We start from the raw sequence: 19,738 nt of genomic DNA, 5'->3' as shown, positions 1-19,738 counted from the left end.
TGACGGAGAATCGTCCCAAGCCATCGTGCGGGCATGGTCACAAGTGGTTGAATGTGGCCGTGTCGGCCGTACGGCCGGGGGTCGCAGCGCCGAGGCTTGCCGCATTGGCTGGGCGTGCCCGAGGCTTGTGACCATGCGGTGGCGGCCGTCCGGCCGAGGATCGCAATGACGTAGCAAGGCAAGGTGCTGGAGGTTCCGTGGACCTGTCCCTGTCGACCCGTACAGTCGGCGATCGCACGGTCGTCGAGGTTGGCGGCGAGATCGATGTGTACACCGCCCCGAAGCTGCGTGAGCAGCTGGTCGAGCTCGTCAACGACGGCAGCTACCACCTCGTCGTCGACATGGAGGGCGTGGACTTCCTGGACTCCACCGGGCTCGGTGTGCTGGTGGGCGGCTTGAAGCGGGTGCGCGCCCACGAGGGTTCGCTGCGACTGGTCTGCAACCAGGAGCGCATCCTCAAGATCTTCCGCATCACCGGTCTGACCAAGGTCTTCCCGATCCACAACTCGGTGGACGACGCGGTCAACGCGACCGACTGACCCGACCGATCCGGCCGGGTCGGCCCTCCGTGGTCGGCCCGCCCGATTCTCAACGCGGCCGGGAGCCGGGGCCCTGTTGCGGCCCCGGCCCGTCGGTCCGCCCAGGGGCCGGCTGACGTCGGCCCGCAGCGGCCGTATGCCCGGCCCCGGTCGGAGCACCCCGAGGGGGAGAGATGGCAACCGTCGAACTTCGATTCAGTGCGCTTCCCGAGCACGTCCGTACGGCCCGGCTGGTCGCCGCGGCAGTCGCCAGACGAGTCGGGGTCGACGAGTCGGTGCTCGACGAGGTGCGGCTCGCCGTCGGTGAGGCATGCTCCCGCGCGGTCGGTCTGCACCAGCGTGGTGGCATCACCGGCGCGGTGCGGGTGGCCCTCATCGACCAGGAGAAGCGTTTCCTCATCGAGGTCGAGGACGAGGCCGGCCTCGACACCGTCCCGACCGCCGCCGGTTCGGCGGAAGGCGTCGATCCGGACGAGGACACGCTCGGTCTCGCGGTGCTCACCGGCCTGGTCGAGGACCTTGAGGTCACCAGCGGCACCGGTGGCGGTCTGATCCGGATGAGCTGGCCGGTCCCGGCCGACGTGCTCACGGGCTGACCGGCTGGTCCCGGCAGGCCCGCCGGAGGTCGTCGCTCGCGGGCCGTGAGGTGACGGCTGCCCGGTCACCGGTGGTCGGGCACCCGGGGCGCCACGCCTCTTCGAGCGGCAGCCCTCCTTCGCAGTTCCTCCCTGCTGCGTGCCCTCGTCGTACCTTCGGCGCGCCCTCGAACTGTCTCCGTCCCGACCTTCCGGCGACGGTCGGAGCACGGGCGCGGCCCGTACGGGCGGGAACCGGGGGTCGTGCGGCGGCCGTGTAGGTTCGCTGTTCGACGACCGAAACCGAAAGGGCTTCTCCCGGTGAACAAGCGACTGCTGGCCGTACCCGCGCTCGGCGCGCTGCTTGCGTTCGGCGCCGTCGGCTGCGGCGACGACAACAGCAAGCAGCTGGACTCCTGGGCGGTGAAGGTGTGCGGCGGGGCCAAGGACCCGATCGCCCAGGCGCAGGCCGCGCTGGCGGACACCGGCCAGGTGAAGACCGGCGAGGTCCCGGTCGACCTCCAGAAGCGTCTCTCGGCGGACATCGGGCGGCTGGCCAAGACCAACCAGGACATCGCTGCGGCCATCGACGGCGCGGGAGCGCCGAAGGTGGACGACGGGGCCACTCTCCAGAAGGACACCGTCGCCGAGCTCACCAAGGCGGCCGACGGGTACCTGGAGGTCCAGAAGAAGCTGGACGCGCTGCCCAACACCGACCAGGGGAAGTTCGCCGACGGACTCCGCAGCATCTCCGACCAGATTCAGCAGCTGGCCTCGCTCTCCACCCAGGCACAGGGCAAGCTGCAGCGCGGCGAGCTGGGTGCGGCGATGGCCAAGCAGGAGGGCTGCAAGCCGGGCACGGCTGCCGCGGCTCCGTCGGCGGGCGCCACGGGCACGGCGGCTCCCGGTACTCCGGCTCCCGGCACGGCGGACGGTACGAGCCCGGCGGGCAGCCCCGCCGCGACGGATCCCGCCGCCGCTCAGCCTTCCTCCGCCCCCGTCCCCTCGGCGAGCTGACGGACCGCACCCGCACCTCCCGCACCCGCACCCGCACCGGTATCCGTATCCGCACCGGTATCCCCGACCGAGCCGTTGTCGCCGTCGGACCCGCTGTTCCGCCCCCTCGCCCGCCCCCCTCGTCCGCCCCTTCGCCCGACCTGCCGAGGGGGCGTTCGCGCTGCTCGAATCGCTGTCCGGCCGGTGGGACGTCCCTCCGGGCCCGACCCGGCCCCGGATCCCCGCCACGGGGTCGGCGCGTGGACCTGCACGGATCCGTCACGGGGCCGTTGAGGAGCTTTCGGGGGACCTTCGAGGGGCTGCCGGGGGGAGCGGGGGCGACCGGGCGGGGGACAATGTCGGGGTGATCAGTAGCCCCGTTCTCGACCCGACCCGCCTCGCCAGACTGCGCGAGGCCCTGCTCGCCGCCTCGTACACCGCCGACGGCTGCCTGGACCTGCTCGGGCCCACCGGGTACGCGGCGCTGGCCCGCAGCGAGGCGGTGCCCGCGCTGCGGGCGACCCGCGGCGGCAGCCCGCTGGAGACGCTGGTGCGGCTCTTCCTGCTGCAGCAGCCCGTGCCGTACCGGGCGGCCGCCGCCGCGCTGCCCGTCGAGGACTGCCTGACCGACGGCTGGCTGCGGACGGACGGCGATCTGGTGCGGGCCACCGTCGACGTCCGCCCGTACGCCGACGAGGTCGCCGGTCTGCCGAGCGCGGACGCCTGGGTGGTCTCCGACCTGGGTTGTGCGGTCGGCGGCGCCGGCGGGATCGGGTCCGGTGAGACCGCGCACGGGGTGGCCCGCAAGGACCTGGTGCTCGGTGTGGGGGGCGCGTCCACCACGCTGGCCAACATCACGGTGCGCCGGCCGGTCAGGTCCGCGCTGGACCTCGGCTCGGGCTCCGGTGTGCAGGCGCTTCACGCGGCCCGGCACGCCCAGCGGGTCACCGCGACCGACGTCAACGCGCGGGCGCTGCGCTTCACCGAGCTCACTCTGGCGCTGTCCGGTTTCGACCACGCCGAGACCGCCGAGGGAAGCCTCTTCGAGCCGGTCGGGGAGCGGAAGTTCGACCTGATCGTCTCCAACCCGCCGTTCGTGATCTCGCCGACCGGCCGGTTCACCTACCGGGACGGCGGCATGGCCGGCGACGACCTCTGCCGCAGCCTGGTCCGCTCCGCCGCCGCCCGGCTGGAACCGGGTGGCTACTGCCAGCTGCTGGCCAACTGGCAGCACGTCAAGGGTGAGGACTGGCACGACCGGCTGTCCGGCTGGGTCGCGGGCACCGGGCTGGACGCCTGGATCGTCCAGCGTGAGGTGCAGGACGTCGCCCAGTACGCCGAGCTGTGGCTGCGGGACGGCGGTGACCACCGCGGTCCCGGTGGCGACTACCAGGCCCGGTACGGGGAGTGGCTGGACGCGTTCGAGGCCGGGCGGGTCGAGGGAATCGGCTTCGGCTGGATCACGCTGCGCGCGGGTGGCGCCGAGCGGCCGACCGTCCGGGTCGAGGAGTGGCCGCACCCGGTCGAGCAGCCGCTCGGCCCGCACATCGAGGAGTGGTTCGACCGGCAGGACTTCCTGCGGACGCACGACGACGCGGCCCTGCTGGCGGCCCGGTACGTGCTGGCCGACGAGGTGGTCCAGGAGCAGGTCGGTGCGCCCGGGGCGGAGGACCCGGAGCACGTGGTCCTGCGCCACAACCGGGGCATGCGGCGCGCCACCAAGGTGGACACGGTGGGCGCCGGGTTCGTCGGCGTCTGCGACGGGACGCTGTCGGCGGGCGAGATCGTGGACGCGATCGCGCAGTTGCTCGGCGAGGACCGGGTGGTGCTGCGGGACCGGGTGCCGGAGTCGCTGCGCATGCTCACGGAGCAGGGGTTCATCAGCCCCGTGGCCTGATCGCGCCCTTCGCGACGTCCCGTCGTTTCACGCCCCGCCGCCACGCGCAACCAAGCGCGATGCCTTGTGCTCCCTCGCGCTCCCTCGGGGTCGTTCGGGGGCCCTTGGAGTTCCCCGCGTCCTTCCGGGTCGGCTTCGGGCCATCTGCGGTCGTCCGATTCACCTCTCCGTATCCCCTGGTTCGCCGGACGGCCTCCGGGTGTCTGTCCCCCGTTGGCCCCCGACTGTGAGGCTCTGTCCACAGGCTGTGGACAAGGCTGGGGGCTCGGGGTGGAGACGACGACGGCGACGGTCGGGGGCCTGATACTTGCCCTCTTCGGCGGCGCACTCCTGTTCTGGTGCGCCGCCGAAGTGCGCCTTCGCCACCGGGTGCGCCGTCGGGGCGTGCCGACCGTGGCCACGGTGGTCGCCGAGTCCGATCCGCACGGCGGACTCGACAGCGCACCACTGCTCTCCTACTCCGCGTCCGTGCAGGCCGGGCACGCCGGGCCGGCCGCCGTCCGGGCCGGGACGGCGGCGGCCGCAACGGCGGCGCCGGGCCGGATCGGCGAACTGGTGCTGACCCGCCCGCGCGGCCGTACCCCGCTGCGCCGCCCGGCCGGTCTGTCGCCCGGCGCGTCCGTCCGCATCGCCTACGACCCGCGCCGCCCCGGGCTGGCGGTGCTGGCGGCGGAGGAAGGCCCTCGGGCGGTGGTCGCCGACCTGCTGTGGGCGGCGCTCGGCCTGGTTTGCCTGTCGGCCGGGGGACTCCTGCTGGTGGCCGCCTCCTCGGCCTGAGACCGGCCCGAGACCGCCTGCGATCTGGACCTCGACCTGGGCCGCGACCTGGCCCGAGACCGCCGGGGCCCGGCCCGCGACCCGTCCCGGGCGCCGTTCCGGGCGCCGTTCCGGGCCGGCCGCCGCGGTCCGGAGTTCCGTACCGCCGGCGTCCCCGCCGGCCCGTGCCGGTCCGCGCAGGCCCTGCCGCCCGCCTGCCGTCGGCTCGGCGCAGGCCGACCGGATTCTTTGTTGACAGATTTGGAAATCCGTCATTCCATCCTTCGGAACCCACCGAAGCGCCCTCCGCAGGGCGCGATCCTCCGTCGTCGGGTTACCGTTCGAGTGGCGTCGGTCGGCCTTGCCGGTGAAAAAGCAGGATCCGTCCGTTTGACAAGGGTGGCCGGGGTACGGTCACACTCCGCTGGTGGGGTCGTCGTACAGCGGCGGCCCCGGGTCGGTGGAGGGGTCGGGCGGAGCGCAGCCCGTGCTGCCAGCGCCGACCAGCTCACATAACGACCGGGAGAGAAGAGCGAAGGTGTCCCCGAGCAGCGAGACCGCGCACGGACAGCGACTCGTCATTGTCGAGTCGCCGGCCAAGGCGAAGACGATCAAGGGCTACCTTGGCCCCGGCTACATCGTCGAGGCGAGCGTCGGGCACATCCGCGACCTGCCGAGCACGGCCGCCGAGGTCCCGGACAAGTACACCGGCGAGGTGCGTCGCCTGGGCGTGGACGTGGATCACGACTTCGCTCCCATCTACGTGGTCAACGCTGACAAGAAGTCCCAGGTCAGCAAGTTGAAGTCGCTGCTCGCGGAGTCCGACGAGCTCTTCCTCGCCACCGATGAGGACCGCGAGGGCGAGGCCATCGCGTGGCACCTCCAGCAGGTGCTCAAGCCCAAGGTGCCGGTGCACCGGATGGTGTTCCACGAGATCACCAAGGCCGCCATCCAGGAGGCGGTGCGCAACCCGCGCGAGCTGAACCAGCGCCTGGTCGACGCCCAGGAGACCCGCCGCATCCTCGACCGCCTCTACGGCTTCGAGGTCTCGCCGGTGCTCTGGAAGAAGGTCATGCCGAAGCTGTCGGCGGGCCGCGTGCAGTCGGTCGCGACCCGGCTGGTCGTCGAGCGCGAGCGCGAGCGGATGGCCTTCCGCTCGGCCTCGTACTGGGACCTGGTCGGCACCTTCGGCACCGGGCGCACCCCGGCGGACGCGGCCAACCCGGAGACCTTCGGGGCCCGGCTCTCCTCCGTGGACGGCAAGCGGATCGCCAGCGGCCGTGACTTCGGCCAGGACGGTCGCCTGAAGTCGGGCAGCACCGGCACCCTGCACCTGGACGAGCAGGCCGCCCGCACGCTGGCCGCCGCCCTGGAGCAGACGGCGTTCTCGGTGCGCGGCGTCGAGTCCAAGCCGTACCGCCGCTCGCCGTACGCGCCGTTCCGCACCACCACGCTCCAGCAGGAGGCCAGCCGCAAGCTTGGCTTCGGTGCCAAGCGGACCATGCAGGTGGCCCAGAAGCTGTACGAGAACGGCTTCATCACCTATATGCGTACCGACTCGACCACGCTGTCGGAGACCGCCGTCACCGCCGCCCGCGTGCAGGTCACCCAGCTGTACGGGGCCGACTACCTGCCGGACGCGCCGCGCACCTACGCCTCCAAGGTGAAGAACGCGCAGGAGGCGCACGAGGCGGTCCGCCCGTCCGGCGACCGGTTCCGCACGCCCGCCGAGACCGGCCTGACCGGCGACGACTTCCGGCTCTACGAGCTGATCTGGATGCGCACCGTCGCCTCCCAGATGAAGGACGCGGTCGGCCAGTCGGTCACCGTGAAGGTCGGCGGCCGGTCCGCCGACGGCCGGGACGTCGAGTTCTCCGCCTCCGGCAAGATCATCACCTTCCACGGCTTCCTCAAGGCCTACGTCGAGGGCGCCGACGACCCGAACGCCGAGCTGGACGACCGCGAGCGCCGGCTGCCGCAGGTCACCGAGGGCGACCCGCTGGCCGCCGAGCAGCTCAACCCCGAGGGGCACGCCACCAAGCCGCCGGCCCGCTACACCGAGGCCTCGCTGGTCAAGGAGCTGGAGGACCGGGAGATCGGCCGCCCCTCCACCTACGCCTCGATCATCGACACCATCATCAACCGCCGGTACGTCTTCAAGAAGGGGACGGCGCTGGTGCCGTCGTTCCTCTCCTTCGCCGTGGTCAACCTGCTGGAGAAGCACTTCGGCCGGCTGGTCGACTACGACTTCACCGCGAAGATGGAGGACGACCTCGACCGGATCGCGGCGGGCGAGGCGAAGTCCGTGCCGTGGCTGAAGCGCTTCTACTTCGGCGAGGCCGCCGGTGAGGGCGCGGCCACCGGCGGCGCCGCCGAGGCCGGCAACGGCGACGGCGACCACCTGGGCGGTCTGAAGGAACTGGTCACCGACCTCGGCGCGATCGACGCGCGGGAGATCAGCTCGTTCCCGGTCAGCGACGCCATCACCCTGCGGGTCGGCCGCTACGGCCCCTACGTCGAGCGCGCCTCCGAGGTCGAGGGGGAGCCCGGCCAGCGCGCCGACATCCCGGACGACCTGCCGCCGGACGAGCTGACCGTCGAGCTGGCCGAGGAACTGCTGGCCCGGCCCAGCGGTGACTACGAGCTCGGCGCGGACCCGGTCAGCGGCAACATGCTGGTCGCCAAGGACGGCCGCTACGGGCCGTACGTCACCGAGATCCTGCCCGAGGGCACGCCCAAGACCGGCAAGAACGCCGTCAAGCCGCGGACCGCCTCGCTGCTCCAGTCGATGTCGCTGGACACCGTCACCCTCGACGACGCGCTGAAGCTGCTCTCGCTGCCGCGCGTGGTCGGTGCGGACCCGGAGGGCGTGGAGATCACCGCGCAGAACGGCCGCTACGGCCCGTACCTCAAGCGCGGCACCGACTCCCGCTCGCTCACCAGCGAGGAGCAGATGTTCACGGTCACGCTGGAGGAGGCGCTGGCGATCTACGCCCAGCCCAAGCAGCGCGGCCGCGCCGCCGCCGCGCCGCCGCTGAAGGAGCTGGGCACCGACCCGGTCAGCGAGCGCCCCGTGGTGGTCAAGGACGGCCGCTTCGGCCCGTACGTGACCGACGGCGAGACCAACGCGACGCTCCGCAAGGACGACGAGGTCGAGACCATCACCCCCGAGCGCGGCTACGAGCTGCTCGCCGAGAAGCGGGCGCGCGGACCGGTGAAGAAGACGGCGAAGAAGGCCCCGGCCAAGAAGGCGGTGGCCAAGAAGACCGCGGCGAAGACCACCACCACCAAGACGGCGGCGGCCAAGACGGCGGCCAAGAAGGCCACCACCAAGACCGCCGCCAAGAAGACGACGACGGCCAAGAAGGCAACCGCGAGCAAGGCCGCCGCCACCGACGAGGGCTGACACCCGATCGGCGGCACCGGGCCCGCGTCCGCTCCGGCGGCGCGGGCCCGGTTCGTTCGGGGGCAACGCGCGACGGGCGTGTGCGGACTCTGTCACAACCCTGCGATGGCGCCCGTCCGGAGCTGCGCTCCCCTCTTTTGCGCCATGCGCCGACCGCTACGCTGACGGTATGACGAGCGCGGAGCAGCCCACCCCCAGCGTCGCCGAGGCCGCGAGAGCCGGCACGCCCGACCTTGCCGAGGTCGCGCCGGCCGGAACCACCGGCGAGCGGGTCCGCGCGCTGCTGCGCCTGCGCCCGTACCGCCGGCTCTGGACCACCCAGCTGATCGGCGGCACCGCCGACCGCCTGGGACTCCTGGTCCTGCTCGCCCTCACCGTGATCGCCGCCGCACTCGGCGGACAGTTCGGTGACCTGCCGCGCAGCCTCGCCTTCGCCGTCGCCGCCGTCTTCGCAGCCCGGCTGGCGGCCACCGGGCTGGTCGGCGCCGCCCTGCTCGGCCCGGTGCACGGGCTGCTCAGCGGCAGGCTCGACCGACGCTGGACGCTGCTCGGCGCGGACGCCCTGCGTGCCGTGCTGATCGGTGTCGCGCCGTGGTGGATCGTCTGGCTGGGCTCCGGCCCGAAGCCCTCCGGCGCCGCGACCTGGGTGCTGCTCGCGACCGTCTTCGTGACCGGCGCCGCCGAACGGGTCTGGGCGATCGGCAAGGCCGCCGCCGTGCCCGGCCTGCTGCCCCCCGCCAACCCCTTCGCCCCCGCTGCCGAGCGCCGCCCGTCCGCCGCCAACCTGGCGACCGTCCGGAGCCTGGACCACCGCACCGGCTGGGCCACCGTGCCGCTCGCCGCCGCCGCCCTCGTCGCGCTCACGCTGCTCAACAACATCTTCGCGGCGCTCGGCTCGGACTGGCTGCGCGCCCACCAGACCACCTTCGCCGCCGTCGGCGCGGCGGCCCTGTTCGCCGTCTCGGCCGTCCGGATCCACTTCCAGGAGCTGCCCGGCGGCGCCGTCAAGGTGGCCCCGCACTCCCCGCTGCAGGGCCTGCGCGCCCCGACCGACGCGACCCCCGGCCCGGCCATGGCCAAGGGCCGCACCGGCTCCGCCCCGTACTTCACCTTCGCGGTGGCCGCCGGGTACGCCGCGATGGCCGGTGTCTGCGCGCTGGCACTGCTCACCGCCGCCGAGCACCGCGCCGGGCCGATCGGCTACGGCCTGCTGGTGCTCGCCGCCACCGGCGCCCCCGCGCTGGGCGTCCGGCTCACCCGGGCGACCCTGCCCTCGCTCTCCCGCCGCCGGCTGCTCGCGCTCGCCCTGCTGACCGAGGGCGTCGCGCTGATCCTGGCCGGCCTGGTGCTGGACTTCGTGCTCGTGCTGCTGCTCACCGTGCTGGCCGCGGTGGCCGCCGGGATCGTCATCACCGCCGGGCGCGGACTGCTCGCCCAGGAGGTCGAGGAGGCCCGGCTCCCCAAGGTCACCGAACACCTGTACGCGGTGCTGCGGGTCGTGGTGGGCGCCGCACTGATCGTCGTCCCGCTGATCGCCGCCGCCTACGGGGACATCGCGTACGGGGAGGTCGAGCCCGGCTCGTTCACCTTCATCCACGGTGGCGCGGCCCTCGCGGTCGCCACCGCCGGACTGCTCACCCTGGTGCTGGCGGCCGTCGTCCTGCTCCGGACCGACGACCGGCGCGGCACCGCCCCGTTCGGCAAGGACCTGCTGGACGCCCTGCGCGGCGCCACCGGCCCGGCCCCCCACCGCACGGCGGGCACCGGCTTCTTCATCGCCCTGGAGGGCGGCGACGGCGCCGGCAAGTCCACCCAGGCGCAGGCGCTCGCCGAGTGGATCCGGGGCAAGGGCCACGAGGTGGTGCTCACCCGCGAACCCGGCGGCAGCCCGGTCGGGCAGCGGCTGCGCGGCCTCGTCCTGGACGTCGGCAACACCGGCCTCTCGCACCGCGCCGAGGCGCTGATCTACGCGGCCGACCGGGCCGAGCACGTCGAGAACGTCATCCGCCCCGCACTGGCCCGCGGCGCGGTCGTCATCACCGACCGGTACATGGACTCCTCGATCGCGTACCAGGGCGCCGGCCGCGACCTGGCCGCCACCGAGGTGGCCCGGATCTCGCGCTGGGCGACCGGCGGGCTGCTGCCCGACCTGACCGTCGTCCTGGACGTCGACCCGACCCGGGCCCGGGAGCGGTTCACCGAGGCGCTGGACCGGCTGGAGTCCGAGCCGACCGAGTTCCACCAGCGGGTCCGGTCCGGCTTCCTCTCGCTGGCCGCCGCCGACCCGGCGCGCTACCTCGTCGTCGACGGCAGCCAGCAGCCCGGCTTCGTCACCACCGCGATCCGCCACCGGCTCGACCGGGAGCTGCCGCTCTCCGAGCAGGAGAAGGCCGCCCGGGCCGAGCAGGAGCGCCTCGCCCGGGAGGAGGCCGAGCGGCGCGCCGCCGAGGAGGCCCGCAAGCGCGCCGAGGAGGAGGCCGCCGAGCGGAAGCGCCAGGAGGTGCTGGCGCAGCTCCGGGCCGAGCAGGCCGAGCAGGAGCGCCTCGCCAAGGAGGAGGCCGAACGGGTCGCCGCCGAGGCTGCGCGCAAGGCGGCCGAGGAGGCCCGCAAGCGCGCGGAGGAGGAAGCCCGCCGACGTGCCGAGGAGGAGGCCAGGCGGCGCGCCGAGGAGGAGGCCCGGCTGGCCGCCGAGGCCGCCGAACGCAAGCGGCTCGCCGAGGAGGCGGCCGCCCAGGCGGAGCTCCAGCGGCAGCGCGAGCTGGCGCGGGAGGAGCAGCGCCGCCGGGCGGAGGAGGCGCTGCAGCGGGCCGAGGAGGCCCGGCTGGCGCAGGCCGCCGCGCTGGCGGCCGCTGCTGCTGCGGCGGCCGAGGCGGCGGAGCGGGCCGACCGCTCCGCCGCCGTGCCGGACGACGCGGTGACCACCGAGCTGCGGATCGTGAAGGATCCCGGGGCGCAGGCCCCGAAGGGGCGTGGCGGCGAGGACGCGACGCAGGAGATCTCCGAGCGGGACCGTCGGGCCGCCGTCCGCGCCGCTGAGGCGGCGGGCGGTCCGGTGGGCGCGGGTCCGGCGGGCGACGCCGCCGCGACGGCGAAGCTTCCGGTCGTACCGGGGACCCCGGGCGCTCCGGGTGTTCCGGCGGACGAGACCACCGTCCTCCCTCGGGTTCCGGCGGACGAGACCACCGTCCTGCCCCGGGTTCCGGCGGACGAGACGGCCGTCCTGCCCCGGGTCGAGCCGGGTCGGCGGGGCGACGCGGTGCCGCCGGGGCTCTGGCGGGACGAGCGGCCCGCCGACGCCCCGCCGGCGAACCGCCCCGCGGACCGGCCGGTCGACAGTACGCGTGAGCTGCCGGTGGTCGACCCGCAGCAGCCGCCCGCCACGGAGTCCCGGCCGAGGCCGGACTGGGCGGAGGAGACGCCGATGGACGACCTGCCGAGCCTCACCGACACCCTGCTCGGCTCGCGGGACGAGTGGGCCCGCTGGGGCGACGGCACCGGCCAGGGCGCCCCGGCCGGTCCTGCGGGTCCCGTTCCGCCGAACGACGCGGACGGGCGGGACGGCCAGGGCGGACAGGGCGGCCAGGACGAAGGCAAGGGCAAGGGCCGCCGCTGGGGCCGACGGGGCTGACCGGCGAGCCCGACCGGCTGGGCCGACCGGCGGGGCCGGCCCCCATCGCGGGACGGCTCACGAGGGACCACCGACGGCGGGCGGTGCTGCCGGGGCGAGGCTCCGGCAGCACCGCCCGCCGTCGTACCGGCCACGTATGCTCGACGACGGAGACGGCGCCGGGGCCGCCGTCCGACATCCCGGTCCCCGCCGCCACCAGCGGTCCGTACCGCTGCGGCTACCGCCAACCGGTCCGCGGCACGGCGGAGCCGTCCGGGGTGGGGTCCGAACCTAGCTTGGGAGCAGCAGTGGCCGTCTGGGACGACCTGGTGGGCCAGGACCGGGTGGTCGAGCAGCTGACCGCCGCCGCCCGGTCGGCCGGGGCGACGGTCGCCGCCGGACGCGGAGCCGCGGCCGGGGCGGGCGGCAACGCCTCGCTGATGACGCACGCCTGGCTGTTCACCGGTCCGCCCGGGGCCGGCCAGATCACGGCCGCCCGCTCCTTCGCCGCCGCCCTCCAGTGCACCAGCCCCGACCTCGCGCTCGGCGGCACGCCCGGCTGCGGCTTCTGCGACGGCTGCCACACCGTGCTCGCGGGCAGCCACGCCGACGTGAAGTACGTCCGGACCGACGGCCTGTCGATCGGTGTCGGCGACATGCGCGCCCTCGTGCTGCGCGCCTCCAGCTACCCGACCAACGGCCGCTGGTCGGTGATCCTCGTCGACGCCGCGCACCGCCTCACCGAGGCCGCCGCCAACGCCCTGCTGAAGGGGGTGGAGGAGCCGTCCCCGCGCACCGTCTGGCTGCTCTGCGCGCCCTCCGTGCAGGACGTGCTGCCGACCATCCGGTCCCGCTGCCGCATGCTGGTGCTGCGCACCCCTGCCGCCGAGGCCGTCGCCGACATGCTGGTCCGCCGGGACGGCGTCGAGCCCGGGACCGCCCGGCTGGCCGCACTCGCCGGCCAGGGGGACATCGAGCGGTCGCGCCGCCTCGCCGTCGACGAGCAGGCCCGGACCCGCCGCGACGAGGTGCTGAGGATCCCGCTGGAGGTCGCCGACATCGGCGGCTGCCTGGCCGCCGCGCAGCGCCTGGTGGACACCGCCAAGGCCGACGCCGAGGCGCTCGCCGAGACCCAGGACGCCCGGGAGACCGACGACCTCAAGGCCGCGTACGGCGCGGCGGAGGGCAGCAAGACACCGCGCGGCATGGCCGGGGCGGTCAAGGAACTGGAGAAGCGGCAGAAGAGCCGCGCCACCCGTACCCGCCGCGAGACGCTGGGCGTCGCGCTGCTCGACCTGCTCGGCTTCTACCGGGACGTCCTCGCGATCCAGCTCGGCTCGACCGGAGCGCTGGCCAACGAGGACCAGCGGCAGGCGCTCGGGCGGGTCGCCCAGTCCGGTCCGCCGGAGTCGACGCTGCGGCGGATCGAGGCCGTGCTGGCCTGTCGGCGCGCTCTGGACCGGAACGTCGACCCGCTGCTCGCCGTCGAGGCGATGACGGTGGCCCTGCGGGCGGGGTGAGCCTCCGGGCCCGCGCGCGCGTAGCAGGGAGCCGTGCGGAAGCCCTGAGATGCGTGCGGGTTCCTGCCGGTCCGTGCGCCGGCACCGGCCCGGGAGCTGCTGCGCCGAGCCCCGGACCACCCCTCGGGTACGGCTTCCCGCCTACCCGGCGTCCCACCTTCGAGTGAACGAGCGATACGCGCCGGGCACAGCCTCGTGCGGCCGCCGGGTCGTCTTGCACGCTGGGGGCCGACTGAGCCCCGGTCCCGGGGCCGTCGCGTCCCGTACGGCGCCGGGCCCGGTCGTCCGGCCCTCCCCGAGGTGGTGCGTCCCATGGTCGGTTCGCTTCTGGTCGTTCCCCTGCTCGCCGCCGCGGGGGGTGGGATCTGGCTGGCGCGCGGCGCGCTGTTGCGCTGGCGCGATCTACGGGCCGCCGAGACGTACGAGCTGACCGGCGACCAGCGGCCGATGCTGGTACGGGCGGCCGGGGCGATGGTCTGCGGGATCTGCGTCACCGTGCTGACCCTGCTCACGGCCCTGGGCGCCTTCGGCGACCTGGCCGGGGTCGGCACACCGACCGGGTCCGCCGCCGACCGGTCGGCCGACGGCGGGGGAGCGGACCGTCAGGCCGCGCCGCCGGAGTCCGCGGGCGGAGCACCTGCCGCCGCCCCGGCCGCCGCCGCGGCCCCCGCCGTGGCTGCGGTTCCTGCGGAAGCCGCCGGCGCGCCCGCCCCGCCGCCGGTGGTCAGCCGGTTCGACAGCGTCGGCCGACCGGGCGGCGGAGAGCTGCTGCAGTCGGCCGTCCCCGGCCCGGACGGCCACCCGCGGAACGTCCGGGTCTGGCTGCCCGCCCAGTACGCGAAGGACCCGAACGCCCGCTTCCCGGTCGTCGTGATGCAGGCCGCCGGCCCGGGGAAGACCGCCGACACCGAGGTCCCCGACGTCTTCGAGGGCCTCTCCTCCGCCGCCCAGGGCGCCAAGGCCCGCCCGTTCATCCTGGTCGCCCCCGAGGCACCGATCGGCACCGGGCACCCCTGCGACCTGCTCGCCGCCGCCCCGATGGCCGTCGCCGACGACGCCGCGCTCCGCACCACCATCGCCGCCACCTTCCGTACCCTGCCGCCCGGGCCGGCCGGCTGGGGCACGCTGGGTGTGGAGGGCGGCGCGCCCTGCGCCGCGGCCGCCGGGCTCGCCCGCCCCGACCTCTACGGCGCGGCCGCCGCCGTCTCCGGCCGGTACGACACCGCCGCACTCGCCCGGACCGGGGCCGAGGCGCCCGCCACCGCCGCCCCCAAGCTGCTGCTCGCCGCGGGCAAGGCCGACACCGCCGGGCTGGACGCGGCCCGCAAGCTGCAGTCCACGCTGCGCTCCGGCACCGGAGCCGCCGCCCGCGCGGAGGTACGGATCTCCGACAACGCGCAGGACTACTCGGCGGACCGGATCCGACTGCGCCTGGTCCGGCAGGCGGCGCAGTACCTCGGCGAGGCGCTCGCCAAGGCGTCCTGACCCGCCCGGGCGGGCACTACGCTTCCCGGTACCGGTGCCCGGAGCGGCACCGGTACCCGGTGGCGGAACCCGGACGGCACCGAAGCCACCGGACGCGATCAGCTGAGGGGGACCCCTATGCCGGCCGAGCTGCGGGCCGACCGTGAACGGCGTGCGGGCGTGGTCGCCGCGGCCGCACTGCTGGCGGCCGTCGGACTGGTGGCGGGGGGTTGCACCCCGACCGGGACGACCACCCCCGGCGCGGCCTCCTCCGACACGGTGCCGCCGGCCGGTGACGCGCCCGCGTCTGCCCCGTCCGCTCCCGCCTCCGGTTCTGCCTCCGCCGCTGCCTCTGCCGCCGCTTCCGGCTCCGCGCCGGCAGCGGCGCTCGCGGGCGCCCCCCGCCCCGCGGCCGCGCCGCTGGAGCCGCTGCCCGCCGCCGTCCCCGCCGCGCTCGCGTCCTACTACGGGCAGCGACTCGCCTGGCAGCCGTGCGACGACGGCTACGAGTGCACCACCTTCAAGGTGCCGCTGGACTACGACCGCCCGGCCGGCGGAGACCTCACGCTGGCCGCGGTCCGCGCCCCGGCCGTCACCGGCTCCGGGGCGGCGGGCGCCGCCCGCGGCGACCGGCTCGGCTCGCTGCTGCTCAACCCGGGCGGCCCCGGTGCCTCCGCCGTCGAGTACGTCGAGGGCGTCGCCCGCACCTACGACAGCGGCGTCCGCGCCCGGTACGACCTGGTCGGCGTCGACCCGCGCGGAGTCGGCCGCAGCGCCCCGGTGACCTGCCTGGACGGCGAGCGGATGGACGCCTACACCGCCGTCGACATCACTCCCGACGACCCGGCCGAGATCGACGCCCTGGTGGCCGCCGCCAAGGAGTTCGCCGAGGGCTGCCGCCGGCAGGCCGGGGACCGGCTCGGCCACCTGAGCACCGTCGAGGCCGCCCGCGACCTGGACGTGCTGCGGGCCCTGCTCGGCGACGAGCGGCTCAACTACGTCGGCAAGTCGTACGGCACCTTCCTCGGTGCCACCTACGCGGGGCTCTTCCCCGGCCGGACCGGGCGGATGGTGCTCGACGGCGCGATGGACCCCTCGCTCGACTCACTGGCCGGCAACCGCACCCAGGCCGGCGGCTTCGAGACCGCCTGGGCCGCCTTCGCCCAGGACTGCGTCAAGCGCGAGGACTGCCCGCTCGGCCGGACCGAGCAGAAGGCCGGCGAGCAACTCGCCGCCCTGTTCGCGGCGATCGACGCCCACCCGCTGCCGACCACCTCCGACAGCCGCCGGCTCACCGAGGCGCAGGCGACCACCGGCGTCATCCAGGCCATGTACGCGGACTTCCTCTGGCCCCGGCTGCGCACCGCGCTGGCCGACGCCCGGGCCGGCGACGGCACCGGCCTGCTGAAGCTCTCGGACGACTACTACGGCCGGGAGCCGGGCGGCTCGTACCCCAACCTGATGTTCGCCAACATGGCCGTGAACTGCCTCGACCTGCCCGCTCCCTTCGCCGGTCCGGACGACGCCGCGCGCGCCGTGCCGGACTTCGAGCGGGCCTCGCCGCGCTTCGGTCGCGACATGGCCTGGATGGCGCTGACCTGCACCTACTGGCCGGCCCGGCCCACCGGCGCGCCGCACACCGTCCGCGCCTCCGGCGCCACGCCGATCGTCGTCGTCGGCACCACCCGCGACCCGGCCACCCCGTACGCCTGGGCGCAGGCGCTGGCCGGGCAGTTGGAGTCCGGTCGGCTGCTGACCTACGACGGCGACGGCCACACCGCGTACGGCCGCCACGACACCTGTCTGGACGGCGCCGTCAACCGCTACCTGCTGGGCGGCGAAGCACCGGAGAACGGGAAGCGCTGCGGTCGGTGAGGCGGTCCGGGCGGGAGTGTCAGGACGGGTCGGACGGGCGGGGGAAATCACCTCAACCACCCTCCGGTACGACGTTACGATGAGCGCCCCTCGCTCTCCCCGTCACCCCCACCGGAGCCCACCGTGCTCGGAGTCAACGACCTGGCGACGTACGTCCTCGGCGCCCTCGTGATCATCCTCCTCCCCGGCCCCAACTCCCTCTACGTCCTCTCCGTCGCCGCCCGCAAGGGCGTCCGGACCGCGTACACCGCCGCCGCCGGGGTCTTCGTCGGAGACTTCACACTGATCAGCCTCACCTCGCTGGGCGCCGCCTCCCTCCTGGAGGCCAACCCGGCCGTCTTCGCGGTGGTCAAGTTCGGCGGCGCCGCCTACCTGCTCTGGATAGGCATCGGCATGCTCCGCGCCGCCCGCCAGCTCTGGCGCGAGCACCGCGCAGGCGCCGACGCCGCCCCCGACGCCGCCCCGGAGCCGACCGAGCGCCCGTTCCGCCGGGCCCTGGTGATCAGCCTGCTGAACCCCAAGGCCATCCTCTTCCTGCTCTCCTTCTTCACCCAGTTCGTGGACCCCTCCTACGGCAGCCCCGTCCTCTCCTTCGCCCTCCTCGGCGGGATCCTCCAGACCTTCAGCGTCCTCTACCTCACCCTCCTGATCTTCGCCGGCACCACGCTCGCCGCCGCCTTCCGCCGCCGCAAGCGCCTCTCCGCGGGCCTCACCAGCGGCGTCGCCGCCCTCTTCGCCGGCTTCGCCGCCAAGCTCGCCGTCTCCTCCGCCTGACGGCACCCCTCGACCCGGTACGGATCACCGCCGAAACCTGTGTAGACTGGCCCGCGTTGCCGTCACCACCGGCAACGTTGCCGCCTTAGCTCAGTTGGCCAGAGCAACGCACTCGTAATGCGTAGGTCGCGGGTTCGAATCCCGCAGGCGGCTCCAAGGTGAACCCCAGGTCAGGCCTCTGACCTGGGGTTTTCTTGTCGCTTTGACCATGGATGTCTGCCAATTCGAGGGTTGCGAGCCCACGCGCGGAGTGCGTAGGTCACGGGTTGTCGACTCTGAGTGGCATCGGCTTGCCCAACTCGCTGACCTGCACCTTTGTGATGGAAGCGGTCGCGCCTGGCATCCCGTCAGCGACCAGGTGCGGCCGAAGTGCGGCCATGGCTGCAGCGGTGCTGTTCGGACGGTCGTGGCGCAGGTGCCGGTGGGGGCGGTCGTTGGCTGGTTCGTTGTGCGAATCCGACAGTGGGGTCAAACCCCGCACGTGATCCCGGCCAGGGGCATCGCCGTGATCAATCCGATTGCTGACACCAGCGCTACGGCTCTCGGGGAGCGCCGGGGCGGGCTCAGCGACGGATTGCGACGACCTCAACCTCCGCGTTCATCGCTCGCAAGCGACGTGCCGCCTGGAGGAGGGAGACCTGGGCGAAGGCGAAGAGCGAGTCGACGGTGATTTCCTTGCCATCCTTGAGAAGGATCGCGAGGACGACCTTCAACGTCCCGAAGTCGCTCAGGAGGCGGTGGTCGGGAGTGCGGTCGGCCACCTGCCCGAGGAAGGCGCTGCGGATGGCTTCGTCGCTGCGCAGGGTCTCGACGGCGGTGACGGCCTGGGCGAACAGGTGGTTCAGCGGCGCGGTGCCGTCGCTGGTGGTGGCCTTCTTGACGCAGATCAGCTGGTTGTCCGGGCCGAGGACATCGCAGATCTCCAGCCCGCCACCGTTGAACTTGTCCGTGACGATGTTCTTCTTGTCGAAGAGGAGGTAGCCCTCCTGGCTCGCGGCCTGCTTGTTGTACCAGTCCTCATCGTGAGAATCCCGCCTCTTGGCGGCCGGCACTCCCTTCGGCCAGGAAGGCAGCTGGACGCTGGGCTGCTTGCCCAGCAGCTCCCGAAGCTCCTCCTCCAGTGTTTCGAGGAATCCGGTTCCCACCTCGTACCACTTGCCGTGGCCGTAGAAGTACCGGTTGGTGCCCACGGGGACGTCAGCGACGAGCCACTCCTTGCCCGTGGTCGCGGCGCCAGCCGGCGTCTTCAGGTCGTCGTCGCTGAACATGACGACCCGTACCCGGCCGAACGCCTTGCCCCGCTCTCCCTCGGGCTTCTCCGAGACGAACTCAAGGAGGGCAGGAAGGTCCAGTTCGGTGACGTCGATGCTGCGGCTGCCCGAGCTGATCCGGAACGCCTGGGCAGACCCGAAGCCCTCCTGGCAGCTCTCCGGAACCCCCAGCGTGAGCCGCGGGTGATTCGGGTCGGCGAGCATGCCCTCAAGGACTGCCTGGGCGTCTACCGCCTTGCGGCTGCGGTTGTCCAGCGTTCGGAGCCGATCGACAAAGCGCAGCTCGGGCAGCGGATCCGGTCGCGAGCAGACCTCCTCTATCGCGCGCAGATCGTTGAGGAATTCCTCCGGGGTGGTGGCCAGCGGCAGCTTGATGGTCGACTCGGAACACTCGACCCGAACATGCTTGGAGGTACCAGAAGGCAGCGAAGCCAACGGGATGCCGCTGACCGTTCCACAGATGCGGCGGACGACGGTGCCGAACCGGTCAAGCCCGAAGCCGTCGATCCGTTCCCCCGGGCGACGGAGTACTCGTCGACACGCCCCCGTCCGTCCATGATCTGGTTGCGCACCTTGATGATGCCGTCCTCGTCGAGGCAGCGGGTGGCGAACTCCAGGCCGAACTCGTCATCGCGGTAGTACGGGTCCAGCATGTGCTGACCGACCCCATAACTCAGGGCGTACAGACCCCGCTCGGTGCGCATGAGCACCAGGCCCGCAGCGGAGTGATTCCGTTCGCTGACTGCCAGGCCGGTGATCCGCTCGACGGCCGCGCACCAGTCCGCACGTTCCCGGGGGATACCGCCGTTCACCAGCAGCCCCGTGACGCCTTCCCGGGCGAACTCGCGGACCTGGTATCCGGGGCGGTCGAGATAGTGGGGACGTACGAGGGCGCGGAGCTCTACCTCGCCTCCGTCGGGAAGGGTGAGCCGGTGCAGCGTGGACTTCCGGGTGCCGGTGCTGTTCTTGTCCTTGGCGGTCACGTCCTGCTCCTTTGAGTCGAGGTGTCAGAGGTCGACGCCCTCGGGGCCGGCCTCCTGGATCCGCGTGGTTCGCGC

The 19,738-nt window shown here is 73.8% G+C and carries 11 protein-coding genes, 1 tRNA gene and 1 pseudogene; 12 read left to right on the top strand and 1 reads right to left on the bottom strand.

Going from position 1 to position 19,738, the window contains the following annotated elements; genetic code table 11:
• Positions 1-197 precede the first annotated feature (197 nt).
• The 12 genes from bldG to PUR56_RS38470 all read left to right on the top strand — a co-directional run bounded on the left by bldG (position 198) and on the right by PUR56_RS38470 (position 17,565).
• Entirely contained in the window at positions 198-539 is a 342-nt protein-coding gene (bldG, locus tag PUR56_RS38525) for an anti-sigma factor antagonist BldG (RefSeq protein ID WP_327678470.1), read from the top strand.
• Positions 540-712: 173 nt separating this feature from the next.
• Positions 713-1,135: an ATP-binding protein gene (locus tag PUR56_RS38520; RefSeq protein ID WP_329885693.1), complete on the top strand. Its 423-nt coding sequence runs from the start codon at positions 713-715 to the stop codon at positions 1,133-1,135.
• 300 nt (positions 1,136-1,435) lie between these two features.
• On the top strand, positions 1,436-2,131 hold the full coding sequence (locus PUR56_RS38515) for a hypothetical protein (protein ID WP_329885692.1): 696 nt from the start codon (positions 1,436-1,438) through the stop codon (positions 2,129-2,131).
• A 343-nt stretch (positions 2,132-2,474) separates the two neighbouring features.
• A complete protein-coding gene (locus PUR56_RS38510; protein ID WP_329952391.1) occupies positions 2,475-4,007 on the top strand; it encodes a DUF7059 domain-containing protein in 1,533 nt (510 codons plus the stop codon).
• 270 nt (positions 4,008-4,277) lie between these two features.
• On the top strand, positions 4,278-4,784 hold the full coding sequence (locus PUR56_RS38505) for a DUF3592 domain-containing protein (protein WP_329952390.1): 507 nt from the start codon (positions 4,278-4,280) through the stop codon (positions 4,782-4,784).
• A 517-nt stretch (positions 4,785-5,301) separates the two neighbouring features.
• A complete protein-coding gene (gene topA, locus PUR56_RS38500; protein WP_329952389.1) occupies positions 5,302-8,169 on the top strand; it encodes a type I DNA topoisomerase in 2,868 nt (955 codons plus the stop codon).
• Positions 8,170-8,338: 169 nt separating this feature from the next.
• On the top strand, positions 8,339-11,797 hold the full coding sequence (gene tmk / locus PUR56_RS38495) for a dTMP kinase (protein ID WP_329952388.1): 3,459 nt from the start codon (positions 8,339-8,341) through the stop codon (positions 11,795-11,797).
• A gap of 287 nt (positions 11,798-12,084) precedes the next feature.
• Positions 12,085-13,296 carry a DNA polymerase III subunit delta' gene (locus PUR56_RS38490; RefSeq protein WP_329952403.1) on the top strand — a complete coding sequence of 404 codons (1,212 nt, stop codon included), beginning with the start codon at positions 12,085-12,087 and terminating at the stop codon, positions 13,294-13,296.
• 312 nt (positions 13,297-13,608) lie between these two features.
• A complete protein-coding gene (locus PUR56_RS38485; protein WP_329952387.1) occupies positions 13,609-14,781 on the top strand; it encodes a hypothetical protein in 1,173 nt (390 codons plus the stop codon).
• A gap of 117 nt (positions 14,782-14,898) precedes the next feature.
• Positions 14,899-16,635 (top strand): alpha/beta hydrolase, encoded by a 1,737-nt coding sequence (locus PUR56_RS38480; RefSeq protein WP_329952386.1) that lies wholly within the window; start codon positions 14,899-14,901, stop codon positions 16,633-16,635.
• Between the two features lie 123 nt (positions 16,636-16,758).
• Complete coding sequence (leuE, locus tag PUR56_RS38475; protein ID WP_329885756.1) at positions 16,759-17,409, top strand: leucine efflux protein LeuE; 651 nt, start codon at positions 16,759-16,761, stop codon at positions 17,407-17,409.
• 79 nt (positions 17,410-17,488) lie between these two features.
• A tRNA-Thr gene (locus PUR56_RS38470) sits at positions 17,489-17,565 on the top strand.
• Positions 17,566-17,972: 407 nt separating this feature from the next.
• Here PUR56_RS38470 and PUR56_RS38465 read toward each other — a convergent pair.
• Positions 17,973-19,492, bottom strand: a pseudogene (locus tag PUR56_RS38465) (DUF6119 family protein).
• Positions 19,493-19,738 lie beyond the last annotated feature (246 nt).

This window comes from Streptomyces sp. BE303 (genome assembly GCF_036290945.1).
GTDB lineage: Bacteria > Actinomycetota > Actinomycetes > Streptomycetales > Streptomycetaceae > Kitasatospora.
Note: the sequence above shows the minus strand (reverse complement) of the source record. Positions and strands in the feature narration are given on the sequence as shown.

What these genes read in the sequence shown, in the direction of transcription:
- PUR56_RS38520 (WP_329885693.1), top strand. Translation starts at nt 713, where the DNA reads ATGGCAACCGTCGAACTTCGATTCAGTGCGCTTCCCGAGCACGTCCGT.
- tmk (WP_329952388.1), top strand. Translation starts at nt 8,339, where the DNA reads ATGACGAGCGCGGAGCAGCCCACCCCCAGCGTCGCCGAGGCCGCGAGA.
- PUR56_RS38485 (WP_329952387.1), top strand. Translation starts at nt 13,609, where the DNA reads ATGGTCGGTTCGCTTCTGGTCGTTCCCCTGCTCGCCGCCGCGGGGGGT.
- PUR56_RS38480 (WP_329952386.1), top strand. Translation starts at nt 14,899, where the DNA reads ATGCCGGCCGAGCTGCGGGCCGACCGTGAACGGCGTGCGGGCGTGGTC.